Consider the following 12,900-nt stretch of genomic DNA (forward strand, 5'->3'; position numbering starts at 1 on the left):
TTTTCCCGTTTGACACGGGGACGGCATGTACCGTCACACTCCGCAGCGTCACCAGACCCGAACCCTGGGTGCCGGAGCATCCAGGGGAAGACCCCGCGTCGACCGGAGAGAAGAGCAGAAGTTGTCCCCGACCAGCGAGACCGCACAGGGCGGCCGCCGACTCGTCATCGTCGAGTCGCCTGCCAAGGCGAAGACGATCAAGGGCTACCTCGGCCCTGGCTACATCGTCGAGGCGAGCGTCGGGCACATCCGCGACCTTCCCAACGGCGCCGCGGAGGTGCCCGAGAAGTACACCGGTGAGGTACGGCGTCTCGGCGTGGACGTCGAGCACGACTTCCAGCCCGTGTACGTGGTGAACGCCGACAAGAAGGCGCAGGTCAAGAAGCTGAAGGACCTCCTGCGGGAGTCCGACGAGCTCTTCCTCGCGACCGATGAGGACCGCGAGGGCGAGGCCATCGCCTGGCACCTGCAGGAAGTCCTCAAGCCCAAGGTCCCCGTCAAGCGGATGGTCTTCCACGAGATCACCAAGGACGCGATCCAGCAGGCCGTGCGCAACCCGCGCGAGCTGAACAAGAAGCTGGTCGACGCCCAGGAGACCCGGCGCATCCTGGACCGTCTCTACGGCTACGAGGTCTCCCCCGTGCTGTGGAAGAAGGTCATGCCGCGCCTGTCGGCCGGCCGTGTCCAGTCCGTGGCGACGCGGCTGGTGGTCGAGCGGGAGCGTGAGCGCATCGCGTTCCGTTCCGCCGAGTACTGGGACCTCACCGGCACCTTCACCTCCGCCACCGGCGCCGCCGGATCCGGCGACCCGTCCGACCCGTCCTCCCTGACGGCCCGTCTCGCCTCGGTCGACGGCGTGCGGGTCGCGCAGGGCCGTGACTTCGACTCCCTGGGCCAGGCACGGACGGCCAACGTCCTCCACCTCGACGAGGCCGGCGCCCGCGCCCTGGCGGCCGCGTTGGAGAATGCGCGGTTCGAGGTCCGCTCGGTCGAGTCCAAGCCCTACCGCCGCTCCCCGTACGCGCCCTTCCGGACGACGACGCTGCAGCAGGAGGCCAGCCGCAAGCTGGGCTTCGGTGCCAAGGCGACCATGCAGGTCGCCCAGAAGCTGTACGAGAACGGCTTCATCACCTACATGCGTACGGACTCCACGACCCTGTCGGAGACCGCGGTCGCCGCAGCCCGCGCCCAGGTGACGCAGCTGTACGGCGCCCAGTACCTGCCGGACAAGCCGCGGACCTACGCCGGCAAGGTCAAGAACGCCCAGGAGGCGCACGAGGCGATCCGCCCCTCCGGCGACCGCTTCCGCACCCCCGCCGAGACGGGCCTCACGGGCGACCAGTTCCGGCTCTACGAGCTGATCTGGAAGCGCACGGTCGCCTCCCAGATGAAGGACGCGACCGGCAACTCGGTCACGGTCCGGATCGGCGGCACCGCCGCGGACGGCCGGGACGCCGAGTTCAGCGCGTCCGGCAAGACGATCACCTTCCACGGCTTCATGAAGGCCTACGTGGAGGGCGCCGACGACCCGAACGCCGAGCTCGACGACCGTGAGCGCCGGCTGCCGCAGGTCTCCGAGGGCGACCCGCTGACCGCCGAGGAGATCACCGCCGACGGCCACTCCACCAAGCCGCCCGCCCGCTACACCGAGGCGTCGCTGGTCAAGGAGCTGGAAGAGCGCGAGATCGGCCGCCCGTCGACCTACGCCTCGATCATCGGGACCATCCTCGACCGTGGCTACGTCTTCAAGAAGGGCACGGCCCTGGTGCCGTCCTTCCTCTCCTTCGCCGTGGTCAACCTGCTGGAGAAGCACTTCGGCCGCCTGGTCGACTACGACTTCACCGCACGCATGGAGGACGACCTCGACCGCATCGCCCGTGGCGAGGCGGAGTCGGTTCCGTGGCTGCGGCGCTTCTACTTCGGCGAGGCCGGCGGTGAGACGGCCGGAAGCGGCGCCGCCGACGCCGGCAACGGCGACGGCGACCACCTCGGCGGTCTGAAGGAGCTGGTCACCGACCTGGGCGCCATCGACGCCCGTGAGGTGTCCTCCTTCCCGGTCGGCAACGACATCGTGCTCCGGGTCGGTCGCTACGGCCCCTACGTGGAGCGCGGGGAGAAGGACGCCGAGAACCACCAGCGGGCCGACGTCCCCGAGGACCTGGCGCCGGACGAGCTGAGCGTCGAGCTCGCCGAGGAACTGCTCGCCCAGCCGAGCGGTGACCGCGAGCTGGGCCAGGACCCGGAGACCGGCCGCCCCATCGTCGCCAAGGCCGGCCGCTACGGCCCCTACGTGACCGAGGTGCTGCCCGAGGGCACGCCGAAGACCGGCAAGAACGCGGTCAAGCCGCGGACGGCCTCGCTGTTCAAGACGATGTCCCTCGACACGGTCACCCTCGACGACGCCCTCCGGCTGATGTCCCTGCCCCGCGTGGTCGGCACGGACGCCGAGGGCGTGGAGATCACCGCGCAGAACGGCCGCTACGGCCCGTACCTGAAGAAGGGCACGGACTCGCGGTCCCTTCAGTCGGAGGACCAGCTCTTCACCATCACCCTGGACGAGGCGCTGGCCATCTACGCCCAGCCCAAGCAGCGAGGGCGGGCCGCGGCCAAGCCCCCGCTGAAGGAGCTCGGCGACGACCCGGTCAGCGGCAAGCCCGCGGTGATCAAGGACGGCCGCTTCGGCCCCTACGTCACCGACGGCGAGACCAACGCGACCCTGCGCTCCGGCGACAGCGTCGAGACGATCACGCCCGAGCGCGGCTTCGAGCTGCTCGCGGAGAAGCGGGCCAAGGGCCCGGCCAAGAAGACGGCGAAGAAGACCGCCAAGAAGACCACGGCGAAGAAGACGGCCACCAAGACAGCCACCAAGGCGGCGGCCACCAAGTCGACCGCCGCGAAGAAGACGGCGGCCAAGAAGACCACCACTTCCGCGGCGAAGAAGACGGCGGCGAAGAAGACCACGGCCACGAGGACCACCGCTTCCGCCGCGGCCAGGAAGACGGCGGCCGAACCGCCCGCCGAGGACTGACCGGCGCGGTACCGGGAATCGAGGGAACTGGGCGGAGGGCGCAGACCCGTTCGCCCGTCACCGTGAACGAACCCGCCACCGACCGACCATGCCGGCCCGGGGCCCGGCCTCCGAACGTCTGCGCAGCTCCGCGCACGTTCGGAGGCCGGGCCCGTGGCGTCGGCGCGTCCCGATAGGCTGAACGCATGACGCGAGCCGAGCAGACAACGGCCCACTCCCCGGTCCCCGACGACGCCCTGGTCGCAGATTCCCGCGAGCGGGCCGTGCGGTCCCTCCTGGGCCGACCGCAGCTGAAGCGGTTGTGGAGCGCCCACCTCGTCTCCGGGACCGGTGACCTGCTGGCCCTGCTGGTTCTGGTGATGCTGGCCCTCCAGGCCGCCGTCGCCGAGAGCGCCTTCGGCGGCGGTTCCCGCGGAGCCGCCCTCACCGTCGCCTGCGTGCTGGGCGCCCGGGTGCTCTCGACCCTGCTCTTCGGCGCCGTCCTGCTGGGACCGCTCACCTCGCTCACCGCGGCCGAGGGTCCGCTGGACCGCCGCTGGACCATGGTGGGCGCCGACGGGTTCCGTCTGGTGCTGCTGATCCTGGCGCCGCTGTGGATCGTGTGGACCCCGGGTACCGCGGTCGCCATGCTGCTGGTCACGGCCTTCCTGGCCGGTGTGGCCGAGCGGCTGTGGACGATTTGCCGGGCCTCCGCCGCGCCCGCGCTGCTGCCGCCCCCGCCGCCGGAGGGCGCCAGCATCCGGCCGCTCCCGGACCACTCCGACGCCCTGCGCCGGCTCTCGCTGCGCACCAGCGTCGCGGCGCTCCCGCTGGCCGCCACCGTCCTGGTGACCACCACCCTGATCAGCAACCTGCTCGGGGCCGGCATCGACTGGTTCACGGAGCACCAGGTCGGCCTCGCCGCGTTCGTCGCCGCCGGACTGTTCGCGGCGTCGATCTCCGTGCTGGTGCAGCTCCGGCTGCCCGCGACCCGCACCCCGCGCGCCCGCTCGCCGCTGGAGGGCCTGCGCCGCCCGCGCACCGGCTCCGGCCCCGACAAGGGCCGCACCGGCGCCATCCCGCTGCTGGTCATCGCCTGCTCCTCGGTCGCCGCCGCGATCGCCGCCTCGGTCGCCGTCGCCGTGCTGCACGCGATAGACCTCGGCGGTGGCCCGGTCGCCTACGGCCTGCTGGTGCTCGCCCTGACCGGCGGCACCGTGGCCGGGGTGCGTCTCGCTCCCAAGGTGCTGCCCGCGCTCTCCCGCCGCCGCCTGCTGGCCCTCGCCCTCACCTTCACCGGCGTGGCCCTGCTCGCCACCGGCCTGGTGCCCGACATGGCGACCATGCTGCTGACCGCCGCGCTTGCGGGCGCCGGCGCGGGCGTCGCCGCCAACACCGGGCACACCCTCCTCGACCAGGAGGCCGAGGAGTACCGCCGTCCGCGGCTCACCGACCACCTGCACGCCGTGGTCCGCGCCGTGATCGGACTGGCCGCCGTCGCCGCCCCGCTGCTGGCCGCGGCGATCGGTCCGCACCGCATGGAGAGCGGCAAGTTCGTCTTCGCGCACGGCTGCGCCGCCTTCGTCCTGATGCTGGTCGGCGCGCTGCTGCTGCCGGTGGCCGCGCTGGTGCTGGCCAAGACCGACGACCGCTCCGGGGTGCCGCTGCGGCACGACCTCCGGGACGCCTTCCAGGGTGACGAGCCCGCCGCCGCTCCCGCGTCGAACGGTTTCTTCATCGCCCTCGAGGGCGGCGACGGCGCGGGCAAGTCCACCCAGGCCGAGGCGCTCGCCGAGTGGATCCGCGCCAAGGGCCATGAGGTGGTGCTGACCCGCGAGCCCGGGGCGACCCCGGTCGGCAAGCGGCTGCGCTCCATCCTGCTGGACGTCTCCAGCGCCGGCCTCTCGCACCGCGCCGAGGCCCTGCTGTACGCCGCCGACCGTGCCGAGCACGTCGACACCGTGGTCCGTCCCGCACTGGAGCGCGGCGCCGTCGTGATCTCCGACCGCTACATCGATTCCTCCGTCGCCTACCAGGGCGCCGGCCGCGACCTGTCGCCCACCGAGGTCGCCCGCATCTCCCGCTGGGCCACCAACGGGCTGGTCCCGCACCTGACCGTGCTGCTGGACGTCGCCCCGGAGACCGCCCGCGAGCGGTTCACCGAGGCCCCGGACCGCCTGGAGTCCGAGCCCGCCGAGTTCCACGCCCGGGTCCGGTCCGGCTTCCTCACGCTGGCCGCGAGCGACCCGGGCCGCTACCTGGTCGTCGACGCGGGCCAGGAGGCCGAGGGCGTGACCACGGTGATCCGTCACCGCCTCGACCAGATGCTGCCGCTCTCCGAGGCCGAGATCCAGGCCCGCGAGGAGGCACGCCGCAAGGCCGAGGAGGAGGCGCGCCGCAAGGCCGAGGAAGAGGCCGCCCGCAAGGCCGAGGAGGAGCGGCTGGAGCGCGAGCGCCAGGAGGAGCTCGCCCGGCTGCGCGCCGAGGAGGAGGAGCGTCAGCGGCGCGAGCTCGAGGAGGCGCAGCGGCGCGAGGCCGAGCGGCAGGCCGAGGAGGCCCGCCGCCGGGAGGCCGAGGCGCGGCGCAAGGCCGAGGAGGAGCGGGCCAGGCTGCTCGCCGAGGAGGAGGCCCGCAAGGCCGAGGAGGCCCGCCGCCGCGAGGAGGAGGTCGAGCGCCGCAACCGCGAGGCCGAGCAGGCCCGGCAGCGCGCCGAGGCCGAGGCGCGGAGGCTGGAGAAGCAGCGGCAGGCCGAGGAGGCGCTGGTGCGTGCCGAGGAGGCCCGCCGCCTGGCCGAGGCCGCCGCGACCGCCGCCGAGGCCGCGAAGACCTCGCAGACGGTGCGCCTCACCAAGTCCCCCGAGCCGGAGCGGGACGCCCGCCCGCGGCCGGACGCCGAGCCGGGCGCCCGTGCGCAGGACCGCGTGGACCTGTCCAAGCCGGAGGAGGACGAGGCGCTGACCGTGCCCACCCCGGTGGTCTCCCCGCAGGACGAGACGGCGGTGATCCCGCGCGTCCCCGAGAACGACGCCACGATGGAGATCCCGCAGGTGTCCCAGCCCGCCGACGACACGGCCGTGCTGCCGCGGATCGACGAGTCCGACGCCACCCGGGAGCTTCCGCAGGTGGGCGCCGAGGGCGATCCCCGCGATCGGCAGCGGTCGGACTGGGCGGCGCAGACGCCGATGGACAGCCTCCCGAGCCTGGCGGACGAACTGCTCGGCCCCTACGACGACGGCGACGACGGCAAGGGCCGCCGCGGCCGGCGCCGCTGACGGGGCGCCGTTTCGGCGCGGCTCCCGGGTCGTCCCCGGGAGCCGGCCCGTGCGGGCGGATGCCTGCTCCCTGGAGCAGGCCCGCGCAGGCGGAACCTGCCCGCCTCTGTTGCTCCGTGCCCCTGGCCGCCCGCGCCCCGGGGGCGTGACCCCGCTCCGCGGAGTCCGGTGTCCGAGCCGGCCCGCACAATGGAGGGCGGCGGTTCGACATGACGAAAGGCGGTTCCCATGGCCGTGTGGGACGACCTGGTGGGCCAGGAACGGGTGATCGCCGATCTCGAGGCGGCGGCCCGTGACGCCGACGCCCTCGTCACCGCCGCCGAGGAGGGCGCCCCGCCGCCCGCCTCCTCCCGGATGACCCACGCCTGGCTGTTCACCGGGCCGCCCGGCGCCGGGCGCGAGTACGCGGCCCGCGCCTTCGCCGCCGCGCTCCAGTGCGTCAGCCCGGACCGCGCCCTCGGAGGCGTCCCGGGCTGCGGTTTCTGCGACGGCTGTCACACGGCGCTGATCGGTACCCACGCCGACGTCTCCACGGTGGTGGCGACCGGCGCCGAGATCCTGGTCCGCGACATGCGCGACACCGTCCGCAAGTCGTACACCGCACCGGCGGGCGGCCGCTGGCAGGTGATCATGGTCGAGGACGCCGAGCGGCTGAACGAAAAGTCGGCCAACGCCGTGCTCAAGGCGGTGGAGGAGCCCGCCCCGCGCACGGTCTGGCTGCTCTGCGCGCCCTCGGTCGACGACGTGCTGCCCACCATCCGCTCCCGGTGCCGCCTGCTGACCCTGCGCACGCCGCCGGTCGAGGCCGTCGCCGACCTGCTGATCCGCAGGGACGGCATCGAGCCGGAGGCGGCCCACGCTGCCGCCCGGGCGACCCAGGGACACGTGGAGCGCGCCCGCAGGCTCGCCACCGATCCGGCGGCCCGCGAGCGCAGGGCCACCGTGCTCAAGCTGCCGTTGCGGGTCGGTGACGTGGGCGGGGCCCTGCGCGCGGCGCAGGAACTGGTGGACGCGGCGGCGGCGGACGCCAAGGAACTCTCCGAGGAGCTCGACGCCAAGGAGACCGAGGAACTGAAGGCGGCGCTGGGCGCGGCCCAGGGCGGGCGGCTTCCGCGGGGCACGGCCGGTGTGATGAAGGACCTGGAGGACAACCAGAAGCGCCGCCGCACCCGCACCCAGCGGGACAGCCTCGACCTGGCGCTCACCGACCTCACCAATTTCTACCGCGACGTCCTCGCGCTCCAGCTCGGAACCCGGATCGCGCTCGCCAACGCGGACGCCGAGGACGCCCTGCAGCGGCTGGCCCGCGCCGGCACCCCCGAGTCGACCCTGCGCCGCATCGAGGCGGTCGCCGCCTGCGGCGAGGCGCTGGACCGCAACGTGCCCCCGCTGCTCGCCGTCGAGGCCATGACCATGGCGCTGCGCGAGGGTTAGCCCGTCCGGGGCACTTCCGCGGCAGAGAGCGTGAGGGCTGCTGCGGACAGTTACGGTGGCCGGGTGGAGATCAGCCGCAGCCCCCGTTCCGCCTTCCGTCCGAGGCGGGCCGCTCGCCTCGTCGGCGCCGCCCTGTCGGCCTGTGCGCTCCTGCTGACGGCCTGTGCCGCGGGGCAGGGTGCCACCGGGGACCAGGGCTCCCGGCCGGCCCTGGCTCCGCTCCCGGGCACGGTGAATCCGGAGCTGACGCGCTTCTACGAGCAGAAGCCGTCCTGGCGGGCGTGCGGCGCCCCCGGCTTCCAGTGCGCGACCGTCAAGGCGCCGCTGGACTACGCGCGGCCCGACGCCGGAGAGGTGCGCCTGGCGGTGGCCCGCACCAAGGCCACCGGGCCCGGCAGCCGGCTGGGATCGCTGCTGGTCAACCCGGGCGGCCCGGGCGGCTCCGCCGTGGACTACCTCCAGGGGTACGCGGCACTGGGCTACCCCGCCGAGGTGCGGGCCCGGTACGACATGGTCGCCGTCGACCCGCGCGGAGTGGCCCGCAGCGAGCCGGTGACCTGCCTGGACGGGCCGGGCATGGACCGCTACACGGGCACCGACTTCACGCCGGACGACACCGCGGAGACGGACTCCCTCGTGGGGGCGTTCAAGACCTTCGCGGAAGGCTGCGGCGGCCGCTCGGCGAAGCTGCTGCGGCACGTCTCCACGGTGGAGGCGGCCCGCGACATGGACGTGGTGCGGGCGGTGCTCGGCGACGAGAAGCTGCACTACGTCGGCGCCTCGTACGGCACCTTCCTGGGCGCGACCTACGCCGGGCTCTTCCCGTCCCGGGTCGGCCGGCTGGTGCTGGACGGCGCCATGGACCCGTCGCTGCCCGCGCGGCGGCTGAACCTCGACCAGACGGCCGGCTTCGAGACCGCGTTCACGGCCTTCGCCCGTGACTGCGTGAGCCGGTCCGACTGCCCGCTCGGCGGCCGGGGGTCCACGCCCGACGAGGTGGGGCGCGCGCTCAAGGAGTTCTTCGACAAGCTGGACGGCGCCCCGCTGCCGGCCGACGACCCCGACGGACGCAAGCTCACCGAGTCGCTGGCCACCATGGGCGTGATCGCCGCCATGTACGACGAGGGGGCCTGGCCGCAGCTCGGCGACGCCCTTGCCTCCGCGCTGCGGCGGAAGGACGGCACCCGGCTGCTGGCGCTCTCCGACAGCTACTACGAGCGCGGTCCCGCGGGCCGGTACAGCAACCTGATGTTCGCCAACGCGGCGGTGAACTGCCTGGACCTGCCCGCCGCCTTCTCCTCGCCCGACGAGGTCCGCGAGGCGCTCCCGGAGTTCGAGAAGGCCTCGCCCGTCTTCGGAGAGACGATGGCCTGGGCCGCGCTGAACTGCGCTTACTGGCCCGTCGCGCCGACGGGCGAGGCGCGGCGTATCGAGGCCAAGGGCGCCGCCCCGATCCTGGTGATCGGCACCACCCGCGACCCGGCCACGCCGTACGCCTGGGCCGAAGCGCTGGCCGGCCAGCTGTCCTCCGGGCGGCTCCTCACCTACGACGGCGACGGCCACACCGCCTACGGCCGGGGTAGCACCTGCGTGGACGGCGCGGTCGACGCCTACCTGCTGGAAGGGACCGTGCCGGAGAAGGGCAAGCGCTGCGTCTGACCGGCGGGAACGTCCCGTTGATCGCCGGTTCGGAGCACCACCGGAAACTGTGTAGACTTACCGTCGTCGCGGGTCGCACCATGGTGCGGTCAGCACGCGCCGCTTTAGCTCAGATGGCCAGAGCAACGCACTCGTAATGCGTAGGTCTCGGGTTCGAATCCCGAAAGCGGCTCCGATCAAGGCCAGGTCACGTACCGCGTGACCTGGCCTTTTGCGTTGCGTTGTCTCAGGCATGCTGACCGCCATGCTCGGGGGAGCGGCGGTCCCGGTGCCCCGCGCCCGCGGTCACTTGGCGTCCGCGTAGCACTCCACCACCGCCGTGGTGAAAGGGAAGCGGACCGGGGTGTCGCCGAAGGTGAGGCGGGCGGCCTCGGCGGAGCTCTCGCGGATGGCGGCCGCCACGCGTTCCGTCTCCTCGGCCGGGCAGTGCACGATCACCTCGTCGTGCTGGAAGAAGACCAGCTCCGCCGACATGCCGGTGAGGCGGCGGCGCAGGGCGGCGAGCAGCAGGAAGGTCCAGTCGGCGGCGCTGCCCTGAACCACGAAGTTGCGGGCGAACCTGCCCCGGGCGCGGGCCGTCGAGGTGGAGCGGCCGGGGCCGGCATCGTCGTCGTCCTCCGTGGAGAGCGGGATGCCGGCCTCCTCGGCCTCCTCCTGGCCGCCCACCGGCGGACAGGTCCGCCCGAGCCAGGTGCGGACCAGGCGTCCCTCCTCGCCGGCCCGGGCCGCCTCGTCCACATGGGCCACCGCCCGGGGGAAACGGCGTCGGAGCGCCGCCAGGTTCTTCAGGCCGTCGCCGGAGGTCTGGCCGTAGATGGCGCCCAGGACCGCGATCTTGGCCAGGTCACGGTCGCCGGCGAAGGCCCGCTCGGAGACCGCCTGGTAGAGGTCGCTCTCGCGGCCCGCGACCGTCATGAAGGCCGGATCCCGGGAGATCGCGGCCAGCACCCGCGGCTCCATCTGGTCGGCGTCGGCGACCACCAGCCGCCAGCCGGGGTCGGCGACCACCGCCCGCCGGATCACCTTGGGGATCTGCAGGGCCCCTCCGCCGTGGGTGACCCAGCGGCCGGTGACCGTGCCGGCGGGCAGGAACTCGGGCCGGAACCTGCCGTCGCGCACCCAGTCCTGGAGCCACGACCAGCCGTGGGCCACCCAGATGCGGTACAGCCGCTTGTACTCCAGCAACGCCGGGACGGCGGGATGGTCGATCCCGGCCAGCTCCCCCCGCCGGGTGGAACGCACCCGGATGCCCGCCTGGGCGAACGCCTTGACCACGTCGGCGGGCAGGTCGGGGCGTACCCGGCGACCGAAGGCGGCAGACACCTCGTCGGCCAGCTCGGCCAGCCGGCGCGGTTCGCCGGAGCCCGGATAGCGCTCGCCCAGCAGGTCCCGCAGCACGGCCCGGTGCACGTCGGCACGCCAGGGCAGACCCGTGCGGTTCATCTCGGCGGCGACCAGGGTGCCGGCGGACTCGGCGGCCAGCAGCAGCGCCATCCGCTCCGGATGCGTGGTGGCCGCGAGCCTGCGCTGCTGCTCCGCGTAGACGGCGATCAGGTCGGCGAGCGGCACGTCGACCGGGCCCGCCTCGAACAAGGGGGCCTGTGCCTGTGGGTCCGCGTTCCGCGGCGGTGGGTCCGGCGGAACCGGACCGCCCCGCAGCCGGGCCAGCGCTGCCGCGGCGCTGCGGGGCTCGCCGCTTCGGCCCTCATGGCCCAGCAGGAGAGTCTCGGCGTCCTCCACGTCGTAGCACCGGTCCACCCGCATGCCCGCGGCCAGCAGGCGGGGGTAGACCTCGGCGGTGGAACGCCACACCCAGCGCGCGACGTCCGGTCGCGACCGGACGGCCTCGACGGGGCCGGGCTCACGAACCGCCTCCCCGACGGGCAGGCCGTCGGGCCCGAGGGGGGCGACGTCGACGCCGCCGCCCTCGGCGGGTGCGAGAGCCCACCGGCCGGTCATGCGGTCGAGTCTGCCAGGCGGGTACGACAGCGCCACTCTTTGTCCACAGCCTGTGGACAACTTTCCGGAGGATCTGTTCCCCGTGTCAGGATCGGGGGGTGAGCACCACTGACCCCGGCACCGTCGAGCGTGCCTTCGCGGCCGCCCTGTACGCCGACACCGACACGGCCCTCGACACGGGCGCGTCCCTTCTCGCGGCCGACCCCGGCGCGGACGCCGAACTGCTGCGCCGTGGCCGGGAGCTGACCGCCGCCCTCTGGAGGCGGGGCTGGCAGCCCGCCGACGTCGTGCGGATCGTCCGGCGTGACCTCGAGGAGGACCACCTCCACCTGGTCTCCGACCTGATTCTCGCCGAGGCCGAGGCCGAGGCAGGGACCGAGGCGGAGGCGCAGGCGCAGGCCGAGGCGGGCACCGCGGCCGGGTCCCGGTCCGGGCCGTGGGCCAGGGGGCCGCGGTGGGCGGCCCAGTTGGCGGAGCTGTCGCCCGCGCCACCCGCCCGGGTGGACCGTTTCACCCGGGCGACGGTTGTCCTGGAGCTCTACCGACTTCTGCTCCGGCTGCCCGCGCTGGAGCCGCTGGACGATCCGGGCCCCCGGCCGGCCGCCGGTGGATCCGCCCGGGCCGAACCCGCGTCGCGCATGCTCGGACGGATCCGGGCGCTGCTCGCCAAGGCGGAGGCGACCGGCTACCCCGAGGAGGCCGAGGCGCTGACCGCCAAGGCGCAGGAACTGATGGCACGGCACAGCATCGACGAGGCGCTGCTCGCCACCGCCGGGCGCGCCGGTGGCGGACGCGGCGCCTCCGCGGGTGGGCCGGGGGCCTGCCGGATCGGGGTGGAGCCGCCGTACGAGCAGGCCAAGGCGGTGCTGCTGGACGCGGTGGCGCGGGCCAACAACTGCCAGGCGGTGTGGAACGAGCCCTTCTGCTTCAGCACGGTGGTCGGGTACGAGCCGGACCTGGAGGCCGTCGAGCTCCTCTACACCTCGCTGCTGGTGCAGGCGAACGGGGCGATGACCAAGGCCGAGGCCGCGATACGCAAGGGCGGCGGGAAGGGCGGAGGACGGCGCCGCACCAAGACCTTCCGGCAGTCCTTCCTGGCCGCCTACGCCCACCGGACGGGCGCACGGCTGGCGGAGGCGGCCGGTCAGCAGGTTGCGGAGGCGAAGGCGCAGGCCGGGCAGGAACTGCTGCCGGTGCTCGCCTCCCGGGAGGCTGCGGTGCGGGAGGAGACGGACCGCCTGTTCCCGCGGACCACCACAACCCGTCTGCGCGGGGTCACCGACGAGGAGGGATGGAACCAGGGCAAGGAGGCCGCCGACAGGGCGCGGCTGGGCCGTGCCCCCGGGCTGCCGGGCCGCTAGAACCCGGGCGGGCCGGCGGAACCGCCGCCGGGTGCGGACAGTCCTGTGCATGGAGGGAGAGTTGCCGGGCAGACGAACAGAAAACAGGGAGAGACGGGAGGTTTCCGGCTCCGCCGCCCGTCGGGCTGTAACCAGAGGAACACCGCGCGTGCACGTGCATCTGCACGGTGCATTTGCCAGTGCATCCACACCTGCGTATGCACATGAA

Annotated in this window: 6 protein-coding genes and 1 tRNA gene; 6 read left to right on the forward strand and 1 reads right to left on the reverse strand. The window is 73.8% G+C overall.

Going from position 1 to position 12,900, the window contains the following annotated elements; genetic code table 11:
* The first annotated feature begins 121 nt into the window (after window positions 1-121).
* From topA to ACWD3O_RS02410, 5 genes are all read left to right on the forward strand, one after another.
* A complete protein-coding gene (gene topA / locus ACWD3O_RS02390; RefSeq protein WP_451414606.1) occupies window positions 122-3,028 on the forward strand; it encodes a type I DNA topoisomerase in 2,907 nt (968 codons plus the stop codon).
* A gap of 185 nt (window positions 3,029-3,213) precedes the next feature.
* A complete protein-coding gene (gene tmk, locus ACWD3O_RS02395) occupies window positions 3,214-6,279 on the forward strand; it encodes a dTMP kinase (RefSeq protein WP_451414607.1) in 3,066 nt (1,021 codons plus the stop codon).
* Between the two features lie 228 nt (window positions 6,280-6,507).
* Window positions 6,508-7,713, forward strand: coding sequence for a DNA polymerase III subunit delta' (locus tag ACWD3O_RS02400; RefSeq protein ID WP_451409726.1), 1,206 nt, complete (start codon window positions 6,508-6,510; stop codon window positions 7,711-7,713).
* A 63-nt stretch (window positions 7,714-7,776) separates the two neighbouring features.
* Window positions 7,777-9,372, forward strand: a complete 1,596-nt coding sequence (locus ACWD3O_RS02405) for an alpha/beta hydrolase (RefSeq protein WP_451414608.1) — start codon at window positions 7,777-7,779, stop codon at window positions 9,370-9,372.
* A gap of 98 nt (window positions 9,373-9,470) precedes the next feature.
* Window positions 9,471-9,544 (forward strand) — tRNA-Thr (locus tag ACWD3O_RS02410).
* Between the two features lie 113 nt (window positions 9,545-9,657).
* Here ACWD3O_RS02410 and ACWD3O_RS02415 read toward each other — a convergent pair.
* Window positions 9,658-11,331: a bifunctional 3'-5' exonuclease/DNA polymerase gene (locus ACWD3O_RS02415; RefSeq protein WP_451414609.1), complete on the reverse strand. Its 1,674-nt coding sequence runs from the start codon at window positions 11,329-11,331 to the stop codon at window positions 9,658-9,660.
* A 98-nt stretch (window positions 11,332-11,429) separates the two neighbouring features.
* On the opposite strand from ACWD3O_RS02415, the gene ACWD3O_RS02420 reads away from it, so the two are divergent.
* Window positions 11,430-12,692, forward strand: a complete 1,263-nt coding sequence (locus tag ACWD3O_RS02420; RefSeq protein ID WP_451409729.1) for a DUF2786 domain-containing protein — start codon at window positions 11,430-11,432, stop codon at window positions 12,690-12,692.
* The last annotated feature ends 208 nt before the right edge of the window (window positions 12,693-12,900 follow it).

The sequence above is a fragment of the Streptomyces sp. NPDC002640 genome, from assembly GCF_053592575.1.